Origin of the sequence: Microbacterium sp. SORGH_AS_0862, assembly GCF_030818795.1 — a bacterium.
Classification (GTDB): domain Bacteria; phylum Actinomycetota; class Actinomycetes; order Actinomycetales; family Microbacteriaceae; genus Microbacterium.
The window spans coordinates 2,701,929-2,724,792 of the sequence record NZ_JAUTAY010000001.1 but is presented as its reverse complement, the minus strand read 5'-3'; the positions used below and the strand labels follow the sequence as shown (position 1 = coordinate 2,724,792).

The 22,864-nt window shown below is 66.6% G+C and carries 20 protein-coding genes, 1 rRNA gene and 1 pseudogene; 10 read left to right on the top strand and 12 right to left on the bottom strand.

All coding sequences use genetic code 11. The features are described from left to right. Window positions 1–318: 318 nt before the first annotated feature. From QE377_RS13380 to QE377_RS13370, 3 genes are all read right to left on the bottom strand, one after another. Window positions 319–1,841: ribosomal RNA gene (locus QE377_RS13380) — 16S ribosomal RNA — on the bottom strand. A gap of 601 nt (window positions 1,842–2,442) precedes the next feature. Continuing rightward, entirely contained in the window at window positions 2,443–3,423 is a 981-nt protein-coding gene (locus QE377_RS13375; protein ID WP_307324053.1) for an SMP-30/gluconolactonase/LRE family protein, read from the bottom strand. Next, entirely contained in the window at window positions 3,420–4,058 is a 639-nt protein-coding gene (locus tag QE377_RS13370) for a TetR/AcrR family transcriptional regulator (RefSeq protein WP_307324051.1), read from the bottom strand. Before QE377_RS13370 ends, QE377_RS13375 begins: the two co-directional genes overlap by 4 nt. A 169-nt stretch (window positions 4,059–4,227) precedes the next feature. Here QE377_RS13370 and QE377_RS13365 point away from each other — a divergent pair, with 169 nt between their 5' ends. The 3 genes from QE377_RS13365 to QE377_RS13355 all read left to right on the top strand — a co-directional run bounded on the left by QE377_RS13365 (window position 4,228) and on the right by QE377_RS13355 (window position 7,414). Further along, window positions 4,228–5,076, top strand: a complete 849-nt coding sequence (locus tag QE377_RS13365; RefSeq protein ID WP_307324047.1) for an SDR family oxidoreductase — start codon at window positions 4,228–4,230, stop codon at window positions 5,074–5,076. Further along, window positions 5,073–6,524, top strand: coding sequence for an APC family permease (locus QE377_RS13360; protein ID WP_307324045.1), 1,452 nt, complete (start codon window positions 5,073–5,075; stop codon window positions 6,522–6,524). Before QE377_RS13365 ends, QE377_RS13360 begins: the two co-directional genes overlap by 4 nt. 113 nt (window positions 6,525–6,637) lie before the next feature. Beyond that, entirely contained in the window at window positions 6,638–7,414 is a 777-nt protein-coding gene (locus QE377_RS13355) for an HpcH/HpaI aldolase/citrate lyase family protein (protein ID WP_307324043.1), read from the top strand. A gap of 84 nt (window positions 7,415–7,498) precedes the next feature. On the opposite strand, the gene QE377_RS13350 is transcribed toward QE377_RS13355, so the two are convergent. The 3 genes from QE377_RS13350 to QE377_RS13340 all read right to left on the bottom strand — a co-directional run bounded on the left by QE377_RS13350 (window position 7,499) and on the right by QE377_RS13340 (window position 10,434). Next, complete coding sequence (locus QE377_RS13350) at window positions 7,499–8,614, bottom strand: alanine racemase (protein WP_307324041.1); 1,116 nt, start codon at window positions 8,612–8,614, stop codon at window positions 7,499–7,501. Window position 8,615: 1 nt separating this feature from the next. After that, window positions 8,616–9,725, bottom strand: a complete 1,110-nt coding sequence (locus tag QE377_RS13345) for a RidA family protein (RefSeq protein ID WP_307324039.1) — start codon at window positions 9,723–9,725, stop codon at window positions 8,616–8,618. Window positions 9,726–9,822: 97 nt separating this feature from the next. Continuing rightward, window positions 9,823–10,434, bottom strand: a complete 612-nt coding sequence (locus tag QE377_RS13340; RefSeq protein WP_307324037.1) for a TetR/AcrR family transcriptional regulator — start codon at window positions 10,432–10,434, stop codon at window positions 9,823–9,825. 99 nt (window positions 10,435–10,533) lie between these two features. Here QE377_RS13340 and QE377_RS13335 point away from each other — a divergent pair, with 99 nt between their 5' ends. Further along, entirely contained in the window at window positions 10,534–10,908 is a 375-nt protein-coding gene (locus QE377_RS13335) for a RidA family protein (RefSeq protein ID WP_307324035.1), read from the top strand. A 31-nt stretch (window positions 10,909–10,939) separates the two neighbouring features. Here the strand turns inward: QE377_RS13335 and QE377_RS13330 are convergent, their stop codons facing one another. Both QE377_RS13330 and QE377_RS13325 read right to left on the bottom strand, forming a co-directional pair. Continuing rightward, entirely contained in the window at window positions 10,940–12,397 is a 1,458-nt protein-coding gene (locus QE377_RS13330; RefSeq protein WP_307324031.1) for an aldehyde dehydrogenase family protein, read from the bottom strand. Window positions 12,398–12,412: 15 nt separating this feature from the next. Beyond that, entirely contained in the window at window positions 12,413–13,021 is a 609-nt protein-coding gene (locus QE377_RS13325) for a TetR/AcrR family transcriptional regulator (RefSeq protein ID WP_307324029.1), read from the bottom strand. Between the two features lie 75 nt (window positions 13,022–13,096). On the opposite strand from QE377_RS13325, the pseudogene QE377_RS13320 reads away from it, so the two are divergent. After that, window positions 13,097–14,764: pseudogene (locus QE377_RS13320) on the top strand (FAD-binding dehydrogenase). A 308-nt stretch (window positions 14,765–15,072) separates the two neighbouring features. Then, the gene (locus tag QE377_RS13315; RefSeq protein ID WP_307324026.1) at window positions 15,073–15,810 is read left to right on the top strand and encodes an FAD-dependent monooxygenase; all 738 of its coding nucleotides are present in this window, start codon (window positions 15,073–15,075) and stop codon (window positions 15,808–15,810) included. 114 nt (window positions 15,811–15,924) lie between these two features. Here the strand turns inward: QE377_RS13315 and QE377_RS13310 are convergent, their stop codons facing one another. Next, window positions 15,925–16,365: a nuclear transport factor 2 family protein gene (locus QE377_RS13310; RefSeq protein WP_307324024.1), complete on the bottom strand. Its 441-nt coding sequence runs from the start codon at window positions 16,363–16,365 to the stop codon at window positions 15,925–15,927. 160 nt (window positions 16,366–16,525) lie between these two features. On the opposite strand from QE377_RS13310, the gene QE377_RS13305 reads away from it, so the two are divergent. The 4 genes from QE377_RS13305 to QE377_RS13290 all read left to right on the top strand — a co-directional run bounded on the left by QE377_RS13305 (window position 16,526) and on the right by QE377_RS13290 (window position 19,241). Further along, window positions 16,526–17,203 carry a TetR/AcrR family transcriptional regulator gene (locus tag QE377_RS13305; protein WP_307324022.1) on the top strand — a complete coding sequence of 226 codons (678 nt, stop codon included), beginning with the start codon at window positions 16,526–16,528 and terminating at the stop codon, window positions 17,201–17,203. A gap of 194 nt (window positions 17,204–17,397) precedes the next feature. Next, window positions 17,398–18,066: a PTS transporter subunit EIIB gene (locus QE377_RS13300; RefSeq protein ID WP_307324019.1), complete on the top strand. Its 669-nt coding sequence runs from the start codon at window positions 17,398–17,400 to the stop codon at window positions 18,064–18,066. Further along, a complete protein-coding gene (locus QE377_RS13295) occupies window positions 17,993–19,075 on the top strand; it encodes a glucose PTS transporter subunit IIA (protein ID WP_307324017.1) in 1,083 nt (360 codons plus the stop codon). Before QE377_RS13300 ends, QE377_RS13295 begins: the two co-directional genes overlap by 74 nt. Further along, on the top strand, window positions 18,963–19,241 hold the full coding sequence (locus tag QE377_RS13290) for a PRD domain-containing protein (protein WP_307324015.1): 279 nt from the start codon (window positions 18,963–18,965) through the stop codon (window positions 19,239–19,241). Before QE377_RS13295 ends, QE377_RS13290 begins: the two co-directional genes overlap by 113 nt. A 109-nt stretch (window positions 19,242–19,350) precedes the next feature. Here QE377_RS13290 and QE377_RS13285 read toward each other — a convergent pair whose 3' ends face one another. The 3 genes from QE377_RS13285 to QE377_RS13275 all read right to left on the bottom strand — a co-directional run bounded on the left by QE377_RS13285 (window position 19,351) and on the right by QE377_RS13275 (window position 22,855). Continuing rightward, a complete protein-coding gene (locus QE377_RS13285; RefSeq protein WP_307324013.1) occupies window positions 19,351–19,887 on the bottom strand; it encodes a hypothetical protein in 537 nt (178 codons plus the stop codon). A gap of 137 nt (window positions 19,888–20,024) precedes the next feature. Further along, window positions 20,025–22,484, bottom strand: a complete 2,460-nt coding sequence (locus tag QE377_RS13280) for a bifunctional lysylphosphatidylglycerol flippase/synthetase MprF (protein WP_307324010.1) — start codon at window positions 22,482–22,484, stop codon at window positions 20,025–20,027. 23 nt (window positions 22,485–22,507) lie between these two features. Next, window positions 22,508–22,855 (bottom strand): hypothetical protein, encoded by a 348-nt coding sequence (locus QE377_RS13275; protein ID WP_307324008.1) that lies wholly within the window; start codon window positions 22,853–22,855, stop codon window positions 22,508–22,510. Window positions 22,856–22,864: the final 9 nt, after the last annotated feature.

Here is a 22,864-nt window from a genome sequence, read left to right as displayed (position 1 = left end):
AAGATTCATCTCTAAGATGCTCGCGTCCACTGTGTAGTTCTCAAAGTACGGGCGGTACCAACCCCCACTGCACAAGCAGCAGAAGAAGGCCCAGAGGTACAGCCGCAACCCCCAAAGGAGTCACACCCGGTCCCTCAGGACCCAACAGCGTGCACGCACCAAGCTCCTCCGACCCCACCTTTCCAACCGCAAACGGCGTACTCAGCAGAACCCTCAGACCCTGATGCCTCGTCAAATGTTCCACCCATGAGCTCCCAGCGAAGAACGTGTGCCTTCGAACTGGGTTCTGGAAGTCCGAAGACTTCAGATGCTCCTTAGAAAGGAGGTGATCCAGCCGCACCTTCCGGTACGGCTACCTTGTTACGACTTAGTCCTAATTACCGATCCCACCTTCGACGGCTCCCTCCACAAGGGTTAGGCCACCGGCTTCAGGTGTTACCGACTTTCATGACTTGACGGGCGGTGTGTACAAGACCCGGGAACGTATTCACCGCAGCGTTGCTGATCTGCGATTACTAGCGACTCCGACTTCATGAGGTCGAGTTGCAGACCTCAATCCGAACTGGGACCGGCTTTTTGGGATTCGCTCCACCTCACGGTATTGCAGCCCTTTGTACCGGCCATTGTAGCATGCGTGAAGCCCAAGACATAAGGGGCATGATGATTTGACGTCATCCCCACCTTCCTCCGAGTTGACCCCGGCAGTATCCCATGAGTTCCCACCATTACGTGCTGGCAACATAGAACGAGGGTTGCGCTCGTTGCGGGACTTAACCCAACATCTCACGACACGAGCTGACGACAACCATGCACCACCTGTATACGAGTGTCCAAAGAGTTCTACATTTCTGCAGCGTTCTCGTATATGTCAAGCCTTGGTAAGGTTCTTCGCGTTGCATCGAATTAATCCGCATGCTCCGCCGCTTGTGCGGGTCCCCGTCAATTCCTTTGAGTTTTAGCCTTGCGGCCGTACTCCCCAGGCGGGGAACTTAATGCGTTAGCTGCGTCACGGAAACCGTGGAATGGTCCCCACAACTAGTTCCCAACGTTTACGGGGTGGACTACCAGGGTATCTAAGCCTGTTTGCTCCCCACCCTTTCGCTCCTCAGCGTCAGTTACGGCCCAGAGATCTGCCTTCGCCATCGGTGTTCCTCCTGATATCTGCGCATTCCACCGCTACACCAGGAATTCCAATCTCCCCTACCGCACTCTAGTCTGCCCGTACCCACTGCAGGCTGGAGGTTGAGCCTCCAGTTTTCACAGCAGACGCGACAAACCGCCTACGAGCTCTTTACGCCCAATAATTCCGGATAACGCTTGCGCCCTACGTATTACCGCGGCTGCTGGCACGTAGTTAGCCGGCGCTTTTTCTGCAAGTACCGTCACTTTCGCTTCTTCCTTGCTAAAAGAGGTTTACAACCCGAAGGCCGTCATCCCTCACGCGGCGTTGCTGCATCAGGCTTTCGCCCATTGTGCAATATTCCCCACTGCTGCCTCCCGTAGGAGTCTGGGCCGTGTCTCAGTCCCAGTGTGGCCGGTCACCCTCTCAGGCCGGCTACCCGTCGACGCCTTGGTGAGCCATTACCTCACCAACAAGCTGATAGGCCGCGAGCCCATCCTGAACCAAAAAATCTTTCCAAACGTTGACCATGCGGCCACGTCTCGTATCCAGTATTAGACGCCGTTTCCAGCGCTTATCCCAGAGTCCAGGGCAGGTTGCTCACGTGTTACTCACCCGTTCGCCACTGATCCACAGAGCAAGCTCTGCTTCACCGTTCGACTTGCATGTGTTAAGCACGCCGCCAGCGTTCATCCTGAGCCAGGATCAAACTCTCCGTAAAAGAAAAATGCATACACACAACGGAAAAAGAAGTGCGCAGCGAGTTTGAACTGACCAAAAGGATGCCATCACTGACAATCCATAACGCCAACCCCAAAGGGTTGGACTTGATCCAAAGGAATCTCACCCAGCCGAAGCTGGAACGAGGTTATTTGGCATTTGACAAGTGCACGCTGTTGAGTTCTCAAGGAACGGATGCTCCTGCCGCTCGGCCTCTCAGCCTCGCCCGCAGGGCAACTTCTCCATCTTAGCCGCTTCGTTCGTCGTGTCAAATCCGCCGGAGCAGATCATTCTCACCGCCGAGGCGGCGATCGACGGAACGATCGGCACCCCACACGCACGACGGATCCGAAGATCGTCTCGCTTGTGTGGGAGTGCGTTCTCCGCTTGAGGGGAACGGGGCTTCAGCCTCTCCGTTCTTCCCTGTGGGGCGAACAAGTAATAAGTTACGCGGGTTCCGGGCGTCTGCCAACTCGGCGCCTCACCCCGGGCGTGTCGCGCATGTTTCCGGTTGATGACACTCCGCTTTCTGCAGGCGACACCCGCGGGGATGATCCACGCGACAGCGACGGCCGTACGGGTCGCTCACACACGCAAGCGCGTCAGCCGAGCGCGAAGGTCTCGATGGACCCGGATCTCGCGGCACGGCCGACCCCCGGCTCCGAGTGACGGGAGGTTGCGACGAACAGCGTCTCTCCGTTCTCACCACCGAGGACACAGCTGAGGGCCGGCTGAGACGTGCGGATGCGTCGCCGGATGCGCCCGCCACGTTCGACCTCCACACACTCTCCTCTTAGCGCATTGGCCACCCAGACAGTCCCCTCCTTGCCCACAGCGATGCCGTCCGGCCCGATCGGGGAAGCCGAGCGCTCTGCGATGGCCGGACGGTCGGTCAGAGTGGACACTCGGCGTGCGATCCGCCCGCGCCACCCCTTCGCTGTCACGGCTCGCCAGAGCGCATCGGGGATGAGCTGCGCCCATGTCCCCTGGCGGCGCAAGTCGCCGTCGTCGCCGACCGCGAACTCGAGCAGTCGCATCGTGAGCGTTTCGGCGATCACCAGCGTGCGCCCGCCATCCACCAAGACGGCGCCGTTGGGGAAGGCGATCGGCTCCGTCTGACCGAGGATCGTACCGTCGTCCGCGAGCCGGACGAGACCGATGCGCGGGGGTCCGGGGGGTGCCAGCAGCGAGGATGCCGGGTGTTCCGCCACGTACGCGAACCAATCGAACCCGTAGCTTCCGACGTAGGCTCGACCCTCATCGTCGACGACCATGTCGTTCACGCACCCGCGCGTGAGATGTCCGATGTCCGCATGGACGACGAGTGCGCCGTTCGGCTCCTGACGGTAGACGCGGCCTCCGTCCATGGACACGGCGAGCATTCTGCCGTCCGGCAGCCACCCGAGACCGCCCGGTCTGCCGGGGATGTGGGCGACGAGGTCTGTGTCACTCGACAGCCCGTCCCAACGGTGCACCGTCCCGAACGCCATGTCGCTGAAGAACAGCGCACCGTCGCGCCATCGCAACGACTCAGGGACGCCGAGTCCGGAGAGCGCGACGCGCGCACGCTCCTCCCGGCTCACGGGTGAACCCGTCCGGCCACGTTGCGACCGGTTGACGTCGCGTCGTCCGCGAGGCTCGTCGCGAGCGGGAGCACGGCGTCGATGACGTGCGCGAACGTCGTGCGCGCCTGCGTGCCGTCTCGTCGCACGAGCCATTCCAGCGTCACTCCGTCGTTGGCGGCGGTGAGGATCCGCGCGACGACCTCGACCGGCACGGTCCAACGAACGCCCGCAGCGACGGCGGCCGCCTCTAGGGTGTCCACCGTCGCCGACTGGTAGCACTCGTAGAGCCAGACCGCGAGATCCTCGGAGCCCTCGGTGCGCAACGCGTACGTCACGATCTCGTAGGTCAGCAGGTGACGGTCGGGGCGTTCCTCCACGTCTCCCATGAATGCCTCGGTCGCCTTCGACAACGACGCAGTGAGGTCCTGGCCCGGCGTGATGCGAGCCTGCGCCGACCGGCGGATGTCATCGACCAACTGCTCGATCACGCGCCGGAGAAGGTTCTCCTTGGTTCCGAAGCAGTAGTGGACGACCCCCACGGACACCCCGGCTTCCTGGGCCACTCGACGCGTGGACACCGCCTCGATCCCCTCGGTCGTCATCACCTCAATCGCCGCGGCGATCAACTGCGCCCGGCGGTCGTCGGCTGCCATTCGCCCCATTGCCTGCTCCTGTTCCCTCGAACTCATCGTCATCGAATCGTGTTTCGGCCGCGTGTCCGCCCGATCACGAGTTTTGGTCAGTCGTCTTGAACGCTTGACTTACTATTGCGCGCGCTCAAGAGTTGGCTCCACCCGAAATCGACCTTGAGAGGCCTTCCACATGAGCACACCCACCCTCCGGGGAGGCGAGAGACTCGCGCGTACCGTCATGATCACCGGCGCCGGAAGCGGCATCGGTGCAGCATCCGTAGCCGCCGCCGTACGCGCGGGCCACCGGGTCGCCGTCGCCGACATCGATCTCGCTGCCGCGGAGCGCGTCGCGGCGCCGCACGGCGGTGCCGCGATCGCCGTTCGACTCGACGTGCGCGACGAGGCCGAGTGGTCACGGGTTCTGGACCACGTGGAGGCCGAGCTCGGTCCGCTCGACGTGCTGGTCAACAACGCGGGCATCATCCACACCGGCGTCGCGACGGCGATTCCGCTCCGGCGCCATCGCGACATGATCGACGTGAACCTGCTCGGACCGATGACCGGGATCCTCGCCGGCCTCGCGCGGATGAAACCACGCGGTCGGGGTCACATCATCGACGTGTGCAGCATGACGTCTTTCGTCCCGCTGGTCGGATACTCCAGCTATTCGGCCTCGAAGCATGCACTGCGCGCCTTCCACCACAGCGTCGCGCTGGAAGAGCGCGACAGCGGCGTGGGCTTCACCATCATCCATCCGCCGTCCACGCGGACGCCGATGCTCGAGCAGGAGATGGCGGACGAAACGGCGGGGATCGCCTTCGCAGGCAAGTCAGTCGCCCCCGAGGAGATCGCCGCGGCAGTCGTCTCCGCGATCGACGCCCGTCCGCGTGAGGTCATCTTCCCCGCGCTCGGCGGACAGATCACCCGCCTGTTCGGCGCCGTGCCGGCAATCACGTATCGCGCGGTATTGCGAACGGAACGCGAGGGACTCCGCAATCGGGAGCGCATGCTCGGACGGACCGACGGGAGCATGGCATGACCGCCGACTTCAGCCCCGTGGATGCGGGCCTGCACGGCCCCGTCACCCCGCTGTCGCCTCCGCCGCGCCGCGGACTGGGAGTCGGCGCCATCGTCTTCCTGGTCGTATCCGCAGCCGCACCCATGACGACCGCGAGCGTCTCCATTCCGACCACCCTCGCCGTGACGGGCACGGTCGGAATGCCGCTGTTCTATCTGATCGCCGGCGCAGTTCTGCTCGTCTTCGCGGTCGGCTTCGGGATGATGGCACGTCACGTACGAAACGCGGGCGCCTTCTATTCCTACATCCAGGCAGGTCTCGGTCGGCCCGCGGGGCTGGGCGCAGCCGTCTTGGCGCTGCTGTCGTACTACCTTCTGCAGATCGCGATGACGGTCTTCCTGGGCGTCGGCTCAGCCAACGTTGTGAGCGCGATCGTCGGCGTCGACGTCCCGTGGCCGATGCTGAGTGTCGTGCTGTGGGCGGTGATCGCCGTGCTCGGCTATCTCAACGTGGAGCTGAGTGCTCGCGTCCTCGGCGTCTTGCTGGTCCTCGAGACGCTCGCCGTCCTCGCCGTCGACATCGCGGTCGGCGTCGACGGCGGCCCCACCGGCGTCAACCTGACGTCGTTCTCACCCGAAGCCGCCTTCTCCGGGAGCTGGAGCGTCGCCCTGATGTTCGCATTCCTCGGATTCGTGGGCTTCGAGGCCACGGCCGTCTTCCGCGCGGAGGCACGCGAACCCGAACGCACGGTTCCCCGCGCCACCTCCATCGCCATCATCCTCATCGCGGTCTTCTATGCCGCGACGTCGTGGATGATCACGACAGCGATCGGTGGAGACCCCTCCGCGATCAGCGATCCCAGCGCGCTGTTCCTGGACATCTCGTCGACCTACCTGTCGCCTCTCATGTACCCCGTCGTCGCGATGTTCATCGTCACGAGCATCTTCGCCGCCTCGCTCGCCTTCCAGAACGTCATCGGACGCTACCAGTTCACGCTCTCACGCTCGGGCGTGCTCCCGAAGCCTCTGGGGAGGCTGCATCCGCGCCACCAGACGCCGTCGGTGTCGTCGGCCGTAGTCTCGGTCGTGACCATCGCCTTCGTACTCCTTGCTGCGTTCACCGGACTCGACCCCATGCTGCAGATCAACGCCTGGCTGAGCGGAGCGGCCACGCTCGGCATCGTCGTCCTGATGGGCCTGACAAGCGTCTCGGTGGTGGCCTATTTCGCCCGGCGTCGGAGCGCGGCGGCCAGCCGGTGGAAGACCATCGTCGCGCCGACCGTGTCGGCGCTCGCCCTCGCCGTCCTCGTCGCGATCGTGGTGGCGAACTTCCCCCTCCTCGTGGGCGACACCACGATCGCGATGGTGCTCATCGTGGTCGTGTTCGCCGCGTTCGCCTGCGGAGTGGCCGGTGCGCTCGCCCTCCGACGGCGCCGACCCGCGCTCTACGAGGCGCTGCAGGACAGCTGACCAGACGGCACGATCATCTCTCCCCCACGACGAACCGGTTTTATGTAACATGTGTGACAGATAAGGCGATGCAGCCTCCGCCGGGGGCTACGCCCGCTCCCGAGGAGAGAATCATGTCGTCACACGCCGACCTGCGCAGGGCACACGAGAACGGTCCGTACCTGGGCACTCATATCGTGGGGACCGACACACTGTTCACGGAGGTCGCCGGCCGGGTCGGATACGACTACCTGTGGATCGACACCGAGCACGCCCCGCTCGATCGCGCCCAGGTCGTCGCACACCTCGTCGCGGCGCGGGCGTCCGGAATCACAGCCTTCGTCCGGATCGGCGAGAACGACCCTACCTTGGCCAAGCCCTTCCTCGACGCGGGTGCCGACGGGATCATCTTCCCCATGATCACGTCGGCCGCCGACGCACAACGAGCGGTGGACTCCTGCCTCTATCCTCCGGCCGGCTCCCGAGGCTTCGGTCCCGTACGTGCGCTCGCCGTCGCCGAGGTGGATGCCGCGGCATTTCTGTCGCAGACGCACGCTGATGTGCTCCGGCTCATCCAAATAGAGACCCGCGGAGCGGTCGATGAGCTTGACGCCATCCTCGACCTGCCCGGCGTCGACATCGCCGTTCTCGGTCCGGCCGATCTGTCCTTCGCGTTCGGCAAGCCACTGCAGTACACCGATCCCGAGATGATCGAACTGTTCCGCCACATCGCCGAGCGTGCGCACGTGCACGGCAAGCCGGCCCTGATGTCCAGTCCGCCCTTCGACTCCGACAGCCTGCGGTTCTGGCGCGACCTCGGATACGACCTGGTCACCGTGGGGGGCGATGTGAGTTTCGCGGTCGGCGCGGCACAGCTCACGCGCGCGGCCTTCGACGCGTTGCCGCACTGACACCGCATCGGATCTCCGCGCGATGCGACGCGCATTCCCCGACGCGTCGATCGCGCAGCCGTCGAGCGGTCAGCCGTCGAACGGTCAGACGCGCTTGCCGCGCCCCTCGATCGCAACTCTCTCGACGTGTCCGTCGTCGACGAAGTACGCCTCGTCGTAGAGCGCTACCGCAGGGCAGATATGGTTGGGGACGATAGTCAGCCGGGTGCCGATGGGCAGATCGACGGGGTCACCGTTCTTGTCGAGGATGATCCCGTGCTCCTCGCTGAGGTGGTCGAGACGCAGATGGTCGTAGCCGACGATCCGCCCGTACCCATCGAGGTAGAGCGGCGCTGCGTGCGGAGCGATATCGGTCGAGAACGACTTGCTGCCGGCATCGATGCACGCCCGCCGCTCGTTGGAGGCGACCACGGTCGCGACCACGGCGGCGGCGCACTGCTCCTGCGTGATGCCGTAGAAGGCGCTCATCGTGTCATAGAAGACGTACGTGCCGGGGTGGACCTCGGTGATGCCTTCGACCGCCGCGACGTATCGCCCGGTCGGACTGGATCCGCCGGCGACGATCTCGATATCGACACCGCGGTCGCGGACCGCCTGCGCCACCGCGACGGCCAGCTCACCCTCCTGCGTCCCGGCGTCCTCCGGTGAGCTCGCCATCCCCTCGCGCTTGGACATGAAGGCGTACGCGAAGATCCCGACCACCCTGATCCCCGGGAGAGCGGCGACCGCGACGATGTCTTCCACCGCCGTCTCGTAGTCGAACCCGGTACGGTCCACGCGCGCGGTGTCGACTTCGCAGATCACCTCGAAGCTCTGCCCGCTCGCCTGCGCGTAGGCGGACATCCCCCGGGCGCCCTCGAGGCTCTCGACCTCGACGATCAGACGCCCGACGCGGGCGTTCAGGGCTCCCAATCGCTCCAGCTTGTCGCGCCCGATGATCGGATAGGTGATGAGGATGTCGTCGATGCCCGCGTCGGCCATGACCTCTGCCTCGGAGATCTTCGCCACAGCGATCCCCTGCGCTCCCGCCTCGAGCTGCATCTTCGCGATGCGCGGCATCTTGTGAGTCTTAGTGTGCGGCCGAAGCTTCGTCCCGGTCGCCTCGACGGCGCGCTGATACTCGGCGATGTTCGCGCGAAGCTTCGGCACGTCGATGACGAGCGCGGGGGTCTGGATGTCGTCGATCCACGAATCAGTCATGTCAAGCCTTTCCTGTGGTGCGGGTGGGGTTCGCGGCCGCGAGCACGGCGACGACGTCCATCTCGGTCAGAATCGCGGGGAAGGACAGCCGACTGACCTCGTACACCGACAAGACACCGGGCTGTTGCGGCATCCGATGCATGTACTCCGCGAGGAACACATCCCACGCGGTGGGATTGGTGACCACGCCCGTCGCTTTCACGTAGTGATCGACGCTCGATCCGGCGGCGGCGGCGATGGTCTCGACCAGCTCGAACATCGTCGTCGTCTGCGGTCCCACGTTCAGTCGGTAGGAGCCGTCCGGTGCGAAGACGCCGACCTGCCCAGAGACGAAGAGCAGGTCGTCCGCGCGCAGGGCAGCGGAGAAGGGCAGGTCCAATCCGGTGTCGGAGCCGGGCACCTCGACGGCTTCCCGCTCGGCGTCGATGATGGCGATGCCATCGATCGCGACCGACGCGCCGTCCGGGAGAGCGGAGACGCCGTGCGAGGTTCGGGCCGGACGGGTCGCCATGCCGTGCACCCGGGCGCCGTAGATGGCGTTGAACTCCTCGAACGCATCCATGTCGGTGAGCACGACGAAGTTCTTGACGAGGTCGTCGGGTCGGGCACCCACTGCTCGGACGGCCGTGAAGAGTTGTTCGAGCGCCGACTCGGAGTCGTGGGTGAGGCCTGAGGGATCGGACGCCCAGAACGATGAGGTGTAGACGGTGCGTCCCGCACGAATTGCCAGGGGGTACGAAACCTCGGCAGTCTCGTAACGCTGCAGGGCCCCCACCCGCTCGTTCGGTCCGCACACCGCGGCAGAGAAGACGGCGTCGCCATGCATGACTCGCTCCGGGACGAGCCGGATCGTAGGCAGCTCCGCATCGAGGAGCTCCCGGAACAACTGCAGCACCGTCTCGAATCTCGAGAGGTCCTTCAGGACGATCTCACAGCGCGCGTATCTGCTCGGGACGAGGTCCGCGGCAGCCGCCGCGTCGCGCAGCTGGGTGAGCACCCGCCGCACCTGCTGCTCGAAGGTGCCGTGTGCGGTGAAGGATCGCGTGTACACCCAATCGGCATGCGTCACGGTGGGCGTCAGCGCTTCGACCTTGATGTAATCACGCAACATGACGCCCTCGCTCCCTCACCAGCGGAGGACCCGATGTCGCCCGCCCGAAGCTTTTATATCACAGTTGTTAGATTTAAACCTCGGCGAGGCGAATCGTTCAGACGAGCCGGTCGAGGTGACGGCGAACGATGCGGTCGAGAACCTCGGGGGTCATCTGCTGCGGGTAGAGCAGGCGCTGCACAGTCAGGCCGTCGATGAGGACGACCAGCTCGATCGCGAGTTCCTCATCCGAGTCGGGCACACCGATCGCACCCGTCGCCCGCAGTCGCGCGAAGACCTCGATCCACTCCCGCTGGGCATCGAGATGGTTGCGCCATCGATCCTCACGAAACGCCTGCTCGCGGAGCGCCTCATCCCAGAACGCGACGTCGATCTGAGCCTCGACGAGTCGGTCTTCATCCATCGGGAGGGCCTCCTCCACCGCGATGCGGAGGTCGTCCAGGGTCCGGAAGTCCGAGACGCCCTGCCGGATGCGGTTGCTGACGATGACATAGGCCGCACGGTGCGCCTGCGACATGAGCTGCTCTCGCCCGTCGAAGTAATGCACGACCATCCCGGTGGAATACCCGGCCTCACGGGCGATATCCCGCATGGTGGCCTTCGCCACACCGGCTCGGGCAACCACGCGCAGCGCCGCCAGAACGATGTCTTGCCGACGCTGGTCGTGATCGACGATCTTCGGCATGATCCCCCACTCATCGATGGACATCCATTGTCGCAGGTGGGGCAGGCCGCTTCGCTCGTGCCTTTATGTAACATGTGTTCGGATACGTCTGTCAGGCCACGTCCGTCGATGAAAGGCAATCGCATGAAGACCGCCATCAGCACCCCCGCTGCTCCGCGCCCCTCCGCCTCCTACTCGCAGGGGATCGTCGCGAACGGATTCCTGTTCACCGCGGGGTTCGGGCCGCAGCACCCGGAGACCGACGTCGTGCCGGAGGGGATCGTCGCTCAGACGCGGCAGACCTTGCAGAACATCGAGGCGGTCCTCGGGACGCAGGGACTCGACCTTTCCGACGTCGTGAAGGCAACCGTGCACATCACGAGGTTGGAGGACTTCGCCGGGTTCGACGCCACCTACCGCGAACTGGTGCCGACGCCCTTGCCCGCGCGGACGACGGTCGGATCAGGCCTGCACGGGCAGCTCGTCGAAATCGACGTCGTCGCAGCGCTGCGCGGCTGAGAGCTCTGATCGGGCGGGGCAATACCCCCGATCAACCGAAGAGTCGTCGGACGACGGCCGGCAGAAGCCGATCGACCAACGGGGGCCGACGGAAGGTCATCATGTCCACCGACGGGAGCGGCCCGCGGACGGTGAGAGAGGCAGCCGCCGCGAACTCCCGGAGACCCTCGTCTCCGTGGATGCGGCCGAAGCCCGACTCCCCCACGCCCCCGTAAGGGAGGGACGCGATCGCGGCGAAGGCCTGGACCGCATTGACAGACACCATGCCGGCCCGCATCCGCCCCGCGATCGCGGCCCCGTTCCGACGGGAGAAGACCGCGCCGCCGAGCCCGTATCCGGTGCTATTGACCAACGAGATCGCCTCGTCCATCGTCTGAACGGCTCGCAGCGTCAGCGCCGGCCCGAAGGTCTCCTCCGTCATGACACGTGCATCGTCGGGCACGTCCACCAGGACGGCGGGCTGGATCACATTGCCGTCGCGCGCATCAGCAGATCCCACGACGGGGCGTGCCCCGCGGGACACCGCCTCGACGAGTTGGGCTCGGATGATCTCGACCTGGGAACCGGTGGTGATCGGACCGATCGCGGCATCGTCATCGAGACCCGCGCGCACCGGCATCTCCGCGCGCACGGCATCCATGAAGTGGTCGAAGACCGCTCGGTGCACGTAGACCCGTTCGATGCCGATGCAGGCCTGCCCCGCATTGGCCATGCCGCCCCACACGGCAGCGCGCGCAGCGGCCGTGACGTCGGCATCCGCATCGACGATCATGGCGTCCTTGCCGCCCGCTTCGATGAGCACGGGTGTCAGCGTGGGTGCGCAGGCGGCCATGATCTTCTTGGCCGTCGCCGTCGAGCCCGTGAACGCGAGCTTCTGCACTCCCGATGCACACAGGGCGGCGCCGACATCCGCGCCTCCGTGAACGACGTGCAGCACGTTCCGGCCGGAGGTGAACGGCCTCAGAGTCTCCGACAGAAACGCACCCACGACGGGCGTGTGCTCGCTCGGCTTGAAGACCACGGCGTTGCCGGCCGCCAGTGCGTAGGCGATCGATCCGAGCGGCGTGAAGAGCGGGAAGTTCCATGGTCCGATGACGCCCACGACACCGAGCGGCCGGTACTCGACGCTCGCGCGGTGGTTGAACATCAGCAGCCCGGAGCGCACCCGCCGCCGGCGCAGCACTCTCCGCGCGTTGTCGGCCGCCCAGGCGAGGTGGTGAAGCGCCAGGAGCGTCTCGATGCGAGCGTCGGCTGTCGCCTTCCCGGTCTCCGCTCGGATGAGATCGACGATCTCCTCGTAGCGACCGGCCAGGTCCCGGCGCCAGGCCGTCAACCGCTTCCGCCGCTCGGCATGGCCCAGGGAACCCCACCACGCTGCGTCCTCACGCGCCGATGCGACCGCCCGACGGACATCGTGGTCGGCGGCGATCGGGAACCTGCCGACCTCGCGGCCCGTCAAAGGGCTCGTCGAGACTACGTCGTTGCTCATCGTGCACTCCAGGAATCAGTCGGGGATCTGGGCGAGGTAGCTGCGCATCATCACGCGCGCAGCCTGCAGCAGTGACTCATCACCGTCGGATTCACGAGTGAAGGCCTCTCGGACGAGGGCCTCGCAGGCGACGTACACCGCTCTCGCGTGCCGGAGACCGACGGCATCGTGCCCGAGGTGCCCGGTCTCGGCGAGGACAGCGTGCACGTGTGCGACCATCCGCTCCCGATGCGCGGCGACGGCGGGATCCGAGGGCCGCGGGAGCAACTGGAGCGCTCGCCTGCCAGCTGCCGAGCGATAGACGACAGCCAGCAGCGCGACGGCGCGGTCCACTCCGTCATCCAGGGGTCGCGAGCCGACGGTGTCCACCATCGCCTGCACGGCCCGCTCCAGTTCGGCCGAGAACCGATCGATGAGCGCCGCGATGATGGCATCCCGGTCCGGAAGATACTGGTAGACCGTCCCGACGTTCAGTCCCGCCTCCTCGCAGACGGCCGTCAACGACAGCGCCGCTTCGCCATCGCGGTCCAAGAGCCGCTCCGCGGCGTCGAGCGCGCGAACGACCTTGTCGCGTGCGCGCGCCTGCGTCGGCGTGCGACTGAGGCGGATATCGAGAGCGCTCATTTTCAAACCAAACTTGACTTGGATATTGTGCTCCCCGAAGATTACCCCACGCGACGAAGCGAAGGGAGCGTCCCGATGGACGACGCGGATGCCATCATCGTCGGGGCCGGGCTCGCGGGTCTGGTCGCCGCCTACGAGCTCACGCGAGCGGGCAGGCGCGTGCTGATCCTGGACCAGGAGAGCCGTGCGAACCTCGGCGGACAGGCATTCTGGTCGCTCGGCGGACTCTTCTTCGTAAACTCACCTGAGCAGCGGTTCGCCGGAATCCGCGACTCGGTGGAACTGGCGCGGCAGGACTGGTCCGGCTCCGCCCAGTTCGATCGGCTCGACGACGAGGACTCGTGGGCGCAGCGGTGGGCGAACGCCTACGTCGACTGGGCGGCCGGGCCGAAGCGCCGATACCTTCACGAACTCGGCCTGCGCTCGCTCCCCTTCGTCGGCTGAGCCGAACGCGGCGACGGATCGGCGACAGGGCACGGGAACTCGGTTCCCCGTTTCCACGTCACGTGGGGCACGGGACCACGCGTGGTCGAGATCTTCGCAGCGCGCGTACTCGAAGCGGAACGACGTGGACTCGCTCGGTTCCTCTTCCGTCACCGCGTGGACGAGCTTCTCGTCGATGACGAGGCGGTCGTCGGAGCCACCGGGACGATCCTCGCGCCCGATGATGCAGCACGCGGCGTCGCCAGCAACCGCACCGCGATCGGCGAGTTCACCGTTCGTGCCGGAGCGGTCGTCGTGGCGTCCGGCGGGATCGGCCACAATCACGATCTCATGCGCCGTTACTGGCCGACCCAACGAGTCGGCCCCGCCCCCCAGCACATGATCTCGGGGGTGCCGGCGTCGGTCGATGGCCGCATGCTGTCCATCGCGGAGCACGTCGGCGGACGAGTGGTCAACCGGGACCGGATGTGGGCGTACACGGAAGGCCTGCACAACTGGGATCCGATATGGCCGGACCATGCGATCCGGATCCTCCCCGGTCCCTCGTCGATGTGGTTCGACGCGAACGGGCGGCGCCTGCGGGGCTCCTCCGGCGTCCCCGGGGCGGACTCCGTCGGCGCGATGACTCAGATCCTCGCCGCCGGGGCGGACTACTCGTGGTTCATCCTGACCCAGACGATCATCGAGAAGGAGTTCGCGCTGTCGGGATCGGAGCAGAATCCGGACTTCACCGAGCGCAGCATCCGCACGTTGCTGGCACAGCGACTGTCCAAAGGCGCTCCGAAGCCGGTCGAAGCCTTCAAGCGTCACGGCGCGGACTTCGTCGTCGCCGACACGGTGAGCGAACTCGTGCGCGGCATGAATCGGATCGCTCGGGGCGGCCGTCTCGATGCGGGGGAGCTTGAACGCCAGATCGTCGCGCGCGACCGCGAGATGGACAACCCTTTCACCAAGGACGTACAGATCATGACGATCCACAACGCCCGACGTTCGCGCACCGACCGCGTCATCCGCGTCGCGCGCCCGCATCGGATCCTCGATCCCGCGCACGGCCCCCTCATCGCGGTGCGGTTGAACATCCTCTCGCGCAAGACCCTCGGCGGCCTGCAGACCGACCTCGACTCGCGCGTCATCAGCGAAGGCGGCCATCCGATACCCGGCTTCTACGCCGCCGGCGAAGTCGCCGGGTTCGGCGGCGGCGGGATGCACGGGTACAACGCCTTGGAGGGGACCTTCCTTGGCGGCTGCATCTTCTCCGGCCGCGCTGCGGGCCGATCCCTCGCGCGACGGACGCGCTGAGAAACGCGCGCCGAAGCGACACAGCTGCGCAATCGTTATGTAACAGGTGTTCGAGATCCTGGGAATGGTCGAGTTCGACCACGTCCCGGCGCCGGCCCGCGGCGCGGAGTACCCCTGAAGGATGCCGTCGCGATGAACACACCACGCTCCACGGGTCGGCCGCTCGGCGCCCTGACCCTCTCACTCGTCATGGCCGGAACCATGGTCGGCGTCGCCTTCTCCACCGGAAGGGAGGTGATGACCTATTTCGGGGAGTTCGGGCCCGCGGGCATCGTGGGGATGATCCTCGCGTTCGCGGCGATCGGGGCGTGCATCCCGATCGCCGTGTCTGTCTCGAGGATGATGAACGCCACCACCTTCGACTGGGTAGTCACCCCTGTCGGGTGGCGACCGTTGCGGATGTTCAATCTCGCTCTCACGATCGTGAGCGTGTTCAGCTCGCTCTCCGCTCTGCTCGCCGCCGCCGCGGGCACCATTCTCCAGGCGTTGTTCGGACTGCCGCTCGCCGTGGGCGCGACCACGAGACCGCGACGAGGATGGCCGAGGGTTTCGCCTCCCCACTGCCCGAGCTGATCGCCGCCACCGATCAAGCGAACCTGCAGCGCTGGCCGATAAGAGATCGTCCCCCGCTCTCGCAGTGGTCGAAGAGGCGCGCCACCCTGGTCGGAGACGCTGCGCACCCCACCTCGCCGTACGCCGCGTACGGCGCCGGAATGTCGATCGAGGACGGCTACTTCCTCGGGCGCCGCCTCGCGGGCGTCGACATCACCGACTCGGCCGCACTCCGTGCAGCCCTGGATGCCTATGAGACACCCCGCAAGCCGCACACCGCCTTCCAGGTCGACACCGCCTACAAGCTCGGTCGGATCTTCCATCACGCCCCGGCAGCGCTGCGGCCCCTTCGCGACCTCTTCTTCGATCGGACCCGGTTCCTGCAGAGAATGATCGGTGACGGAACGCCGACCGAGCTGCTTGGCCAGCTCGATGACATCGATGCGGCCGAAAGCGCGTTCGTGTCGAAGCAGAGTTCACCGCCGCGCGCGTAGTGGTCACGTCACGCCGGAGGAGGATCGCCGCCGATGTCTCGACGCCTCAGGAAGCGGCCGGCGGAGTCACCGCCGTGCGCGGAGCGGGCGGCGATCCTCCCCCGCGGACCGGGATCAGTGCTCCGGCACGTCGCCCTGCTGCCACAGCGGAGTCAACGCCACCCGGTGGAAGAACCAGGTGTCGCCGTCGAGGACCAGTTCGGCGTCGTACCGTCCGACCGCGATCCAGGCTGCCTTGCGAGCTTCCTCCGGGTAGATATGAGCAGCGTGGAGATTGGCGGACACGGTCATCCGCGCCCCGTCGGGGACGGCGAGCGCGTTCGTGATCATGTGATGCGTGCAGGCGAATCGGCCCAGATTGATCTCCGTCTCCGACGCGAGGCGGTCGTGCGGAACGGGGTCGCCCCACGGCAGTCGCAGCTGACCGTCCGCGGAGTAGAGGTTCTGGTATCCCTGCCAGTCCTTGGTGTCGAGCGCACGGGCGAACTCGCTGAATCGGTGCCCGGCGATCACCGAGTAGGTCTCGGCCTCTGTGAGCGACGCAACAGTTGACATTCCATCTCCTCGTCCGGTGTAGATCGGGGCGCCATGCGGCGGGATGGGCCACCGGCACCCATCAGAGCATCACTAATGCGAGTCAATGCTCACATACTTGCCGCACACTTGTCGATGCATGACACGCCTACGTCATGAATGGCAGTCATAGATGCGAGCGATGACTCACTTCGTGCACGGTATCCTCGGACCCATGCAGACGGGAGCAGAAGCTCACCCGGGCCCCCAGCAGGCCCGCAGCCGACAGACGCACAGGCGAATCCTCAGCGCCGCACTGCGCGTCCTGGGCGAAGCCGGAGCCGAGGGCCTCACCACCAACCGCGTGAGCGAGGCCGCCGGTGTCTCAGTGGGCAGCATCTACCGCCGATTCGGCGACAAACAACGACTCCTGCTTGCGACGCAGAGCGAGCTGCTCAGATCGGTGGAAGGCCGGCTGCTCGACTCGGTCATGGCGATGACGCCGGACGTCGCGGAGAGTCCGCGGGCCACGATCATCTACATGACGAGAGCGATGGGCGAGGGCTTCCGGCTCGATCCCGAAGCCCTCCGTGCCATCATGCTCGTCGGGCTGAACGACCCGACCGTCTTCGAAGCCGGCCGACACATCAGCCTTCGCGCCGGCCGCCTGTTCGCCGCATCCGTGCTCCGACACCGTGACGCCATACGGCAGCCAGACCCCGACGCCGCCGTCGATTTCGCCTACCGCCTCGTGCACGCGTCCTGCTCCCACAGGCTCCTCGAGGGCGAGTCTCTGGAGTCAGACATCTCACGCAGTTGGGGACAGATGCTCGAGCAACTCGCCCTCGTGAACGCGGCCTACCTTCTCGGCGACGCCTGAGGGCGGTCCTGCTTGGCGATCTCACCGCATCACGTGTATAGTCACCGTCAGCATCCTCGTGATGCGAGCACTGGTATGTAACTCGTTTCGAGCGAGGCAAGGCCTGAGCTTCGACCAACACCGTTGGTCAGAGTTCGGGCCTTTTTTGTTGCCTTTTTCCGCGAGTTCGATGACGAACGAGAAGGAGCACGGTCATGGCTGCCGTCAATTATTCGACCCTGGCGGGCGAGGTCCTTGCCGCCGTCGGCGGTGAGGACAACGTCGCGGGAGTCGTGCACTGCGCGACCCGCCTGCGCTTCACCTTGCGCGACCGCGCCCGCGCCGACAAGGACGCCGTCACCGCCCTTCCGGGCGTCATCACCGTCGTCGAGAACGGCGGGCAGTTCCAGGTCGTGGTGGGCAACAACGTGTCCAAGGTCTACGCGGGCCTGCCCTCGTCGCTCACCGAGGGCGACCGCGATCCCAACGCCGACGGGGGCGATCAGAAGGTCGGCATCCTCTCCCGGGTCATCGACGTCGTCTCCGCGATCTTCGCACCGGTGCTCGGCGTCCTGGCCGCGACGGGCATCCTCAAGGGCCTGCTGATCATCCTGTCGACCACGGGCGTTCTCCCCGCGACGTCCACGACGTACCAGGTGCTGTTCGCCACGGCCGACGCATTCTTCGCGTTCCTGCCGATGCTGCTCGCCGTCACCACCGCTCGAAAGTTCGGCGCGAACGTTGTTGATGAACAGCGGCACGATGCCCCAGTGCACGCCGAAAATCATCGCGAACACCGGTTTCGACTACATGAAGTCCGCCGCCTTCCCGGCTGTGCTCGCCCAGGCCGGAGCTGCACTCGGCGTCACGCTGCGCCTGCGTGAGAAGAAGACGAAGGCACTCGGCTTCTCTGCCACGCTCGCGGCCGTCTTCGGCGTCACGGAGCCGGCGATCTACGGCATCACCCTGCCCCGCAAGCGCGCGTTCCTCGTCGCGGGCATCTCCGGCGCTGTGGGCGGCGCGATCGTGGGCGCGGGCGGCGTCAAGGTGTTCTCGACGGGCGCACCCGGGTTGCTGACCCTTCCCATCGGCATCGACCCGTCGGGAGATCCCGCCAGCTTCCTCTGGCTCATCGCGGGCACGATCGTCGCCTTCGCACTCTCGGCCATCGGCACGTACTTCTTCGGCTTCAGCCGTGCCGACCTGGCGAAGGACCGTGCAGCAGCAGCCGCGGAGCGCGAGACGGTGAGTGCCCCCGTCCCCGCTGCGTCAGCATCCCTCACCGTCTACTCCCCCGCCCGCGGTGAGATCGTGGAGCTCTCCGAAGTGCCCGACAAGGCCTTCGCGTCGGGCGCGATGGGGCAGGGGTTCGCCGCCCGGCCCACAGACGGCACATTCGTGTCCCCCGCCGCGGGAGAGATCATCGTCGCACAGGGCCACGCGTACGGCCTCAAGACGGCCGAGGGCGCTGAGCTCCTCGTCCACGTCGGCATCGACACCGTGGGTCTCGACGGTGCGCCGCTCACCTCTCGGGTCAAGGTCGGCGACATCGTGACGGCGGGTGCACCCCTGGTGGACGTCGACCTCGCTGCCATCCGCAAGGCCGGATTGGATGCCATCACGCCGGTCGTCGTGATCAACTCCACAGACTTCGGAGCGTTCGACGTGAACGCGAACGGCGTTGCACTTTGTCAACGCCGCATTCGCGTCCGAAGGCATGGCCCCCACCATCCACATGACCGAGCGAATCGGTCGCGTGCTGCAGGTGGTGTCGCAGTCGATGGGGGTGGCCCTGGATGCGGAGTCGATGAACGTCGCGCGATTCGTCACGCACCTTCGCTACCTGTTCGTGCGCCTGGACGCCGACGCCCTGTTCGACGATCCTTCCGCTGAGCTGCTCAGCGGCATCCGGGCTTCGCATCCCGCCGCGTACGCCTGCGCGCAGCGCGTGCGGTACCTGCTCGAGATGGGCGGGGCGCGCCTCACTGAGGACGAGGTGCTCTACCTGGCGCTGCACGTGGCGCGGGTCACCACGCGCGCCGAGACGCGCACGGAGTGAGCGGCGCTGTGCGCCGGCGCCAGGATCCCGCGTGACCGAGACGACCGCCCCCATATGCGAGTGCGAGGCCGGCGGATCGTGCCGCCGGCCCCGGGTTCTGCGGGAGTTCTCAGGAGGCGGTCACGGTGATGTCGAAGGTGGTGCGCTGGCCGTCGGCGCCGGCGATCCAGCCTTTCGTGGTGCCCGCCTTCTCGGCGGAGAATGCCGCGTTCAGCGACACCTCGTCCTCGTCGGGACTGAGGACGGCGGCATCGAAGTGCGCCACGGTGTCGTCGTCGGCGCCGCCGGTGCCGGTGAAGGCGCCGCCGTTGTCGGCGTCGAGGACGATGACCAGCGTCTGCCCGACCTGCAGGGTCACCGGGCCCTTGGCGAGGTCGGCCGGGGTGAGCATCAGCGGTGCGGGCATGCCGCCGAGGACGACACCGTCTGCGTCGGGCGTCTCGTCCGCGCTGGGGGCGGGCACGCCGTCGATGTAGGTGTCGTCCTGCGGGGCGGGCACGCCGTCGACGAACGTGTCGCTCTGCGGGGCGGGCACGCCGTCGACGAACGTGTCGCTCTGCGTGGCGGCGAACGCGGCGGCTCCGCCGGTCATCAGACCCACGGCGAGGATCGAGGCGGTCACAGCGGAGAGGGTACGAATGCGCATGAGCTGCACCTTTCAGTCGACGCCGCGGCCCGTTCCGGGTGAACGAGCGATCTTCGCGGCCTGTACCCCTTCATGGCCGGCACCCCCCGAGGCCTTTCACCTCGGACGGAACATTTTCGGAGATGTTCCACGGCGCGTCACGCCGTCGAGGTCGACGACAGACGCGATGTCCGCATGCGCACCGCCAGACGCGCCGCGCCGGCGAGGCTCAGCCCAGGGACATAGCACCGGAGGAGGGCGAGGGCGATCGCCGGGAGATGGATGGCATCGGGGTAGACGACCCACAGAGGGCGGAACTGCGGCTGGAACTTGTTCTTGAAGTGCGCCAGCGAGCGGAAGCCGTATGCGGGCTCGAGCACGCCGCTCAGCGTTTCCAGGAACCGGTCGACGGCCGAGAGATCTCCGGCGTCGACGCCGCGGTGGGGAGCCAGTGGCGACCCCGACAGGCTCAGCAGCGTGCAGTCGTCCGCCCGCAACTGCTCGACCACCGCCCCGATGACGAACTCCATGATCCCGTTCATGGCGTCGTGGCGTCGGCGCATGACATCCAGGGCGTAGCCCGTCAGCCCCTCTTCGCCGAAGACGGGAATCCATGTCGTGACCGCGACGATCCGTTCCGATGCATCGCGGGCGAGCATCAACCGCGCCGCCGGGTCGGCCGCCTCATCGACGGTGCCGAGGGTGAAGCCCATCTCGGGGATCGACTTGTCGGCGACCCAGGCCTCGGAGATCTCGCTGATCTGCACCCGGTCGACGAGCGTGAGCGCACTCCACGACACCCACTGCGCCCGGACGCCCTCCCGGCGCGCGCGGTTGGTGGCCGTGCGGACGTCTTGGCGCTTCTTCCCCACGGGAGTCCACGTTCTTGGGTCGAGGACGGCCTCGTCGGCCACCCGCGTCCGCCGCCACTGCAGTGCGTCGAGCGCCGCGGCCGCGGCATCGTCGACACTGTAGAAGACCGGGATCCATCCGTTGTCGCCGCAGAATTCCACGAACGCGGCGCCGATCCCTTCGCGACATCGATCGGCGCCGAAAGCGCCGCCCAGCGTCACAGCCACACCCCCGTGCAGACGGTAGGCGAAGCCGGCATCCGCGTCCCCGGCGAACCAGTACGTATTGCCGGGCCAGGTGGCCATGGACCCCAGGGAACCACAGCCGCGCTGCAGCATCTCCCGTGCCCGCACTCGATCCTGCGCGCCCAGCACGGAGGACCGGCTGAACACCAACCGTGCGGTCGCCACCACGCACACCGTCCAGAAGACGGCGGACGGCAGATACCAGAGGGCCTGCGACACGGCGGTCGTGGGGACGGCGTGCATCCATCCGCCGGGCAGGAGCGAGGGCGGCAGCAGCCGCAGGGGGACGTCGCGCAGCAGCTCGCCCACCGTCGGCCGTGGCGAGAAGTCCGCCGCTGCGAGCAGTCCGCCCGCGAGCGACAGCATCGACACCGTTGCGGCCCAGATCGAGATCGACACGAAGAAAGATCCGACGGCGCTCATCGTCGGCGGGACCGACACCGAGCGGCGGCACACGAAGAGCGTCACGGCCACACCGAGGGGGACCAGCGCTGCCGCGAGGAGGCCCACCAGGGACTGCCACGCCCCCGACGCGTCGGCTCCCCGGACCTGGGCGAGCAGAGCGAGCATGTCCGGTTCCGAGACGACGAAGAGAGCGGTCATCCCCGCGAACACGAGCAGGTTGACCGCGATGGCCACGCCCAGAGCAGCCAGCCGACCGCGGAGAATGCCCCACGCGGCGACCAGGAGGACGACGAGCGGAAGGGCGGCGATCCACCCGGCGCTCGGCTGAACCTCGTGGTAGCTCGTCGCGTCGGGACAGGGGACGATCGTGGAGCCCGCCGCACACGTCACCGCATCGGCGACGACCAGCGGATCGTACGACAGCCATCCGTAGGCGGAGAGCAGTCCGGCGCCACTGCCCCAGAGGGTGGCGACGATCGGCCCCACCGCGGTGATCGCCGTCAAGGCGCACAGGAGGACACGGACCTCGTGATGCGAGCTGCGCTGCCCTCGCATTCCGCCTCTCCGGCCCCCGAGGAGCACCCCTGCGCCGAGCCCTACGGGAAGGGCGAGCAGCGAGAACAGGTCGCTCGCCGACGCCGCGTAGAGGAACACCGTCACCACCGACACCAGACACGCCACCCGGACGCGGCGACGCCACAGGGCAGCTGTGAAGCAGCTCGCGGCCATCGCCACGCCCAGGAGCGCGGGGACGGGGGTCGCCCCCGTGGCCGGCGACTCGCCGAGCGGGATGACGGGGAAGACGTTCGTCTCCCACCCCCCGACGGCCAGACCCGCCGCCGACGTGACAACGCCCCCGCAGGCGTAGGCGAACAGCATGCGTGCGCCTCCCATGAGGCGTTCAGCCCATCCGCACACGAGCACGACGGCGATCACGACGACGGGAAGCGTCGCGGGATCGTCCACCCGGGCGAGGGTCAGCACGATCGCGCGGAGGTCATAGACGCTCGCGCCTCGGAAGGCGCCCGCGTTCATAGAGACCACGCTGACCGCGATGACGATGGCGGCGAGGGTGAGAGTGGCGAGAGGAAGGGACCGCCGACGGTCAGTGGACACCGCGACGAGTGTGGACCCCACGCTCAGGAGGTTGCGACGGTGATGTCGAAGCTCACGCGCTGGCCGTCTGGCCCTGACACCCAAGCTGTGGTCGTGCCGGGCTTGCGGGCGAAGAAGGAGGCGTCGTCGCCGCGCTCCAGGCCGCCGATGAAGATCACAGCGGTGGCGGCGGTCAGTGCGGTCGGGGTCTTGATGTTCATGGGACGGGCCTTGTCTCTCAGCGGTTGCCCGTTTCGGTGAGCGGGCGGTCGGCGCAGCGTGCGCTGTGTCCATGTCCACCACTGCGCCGGACCTTTCATGTCGCCGAACGTTTCGTTCGACGATTCGAGGTGAAAGCATCGCCCGAGACCGGACATGATGATTTCGTGCACACACTTCCG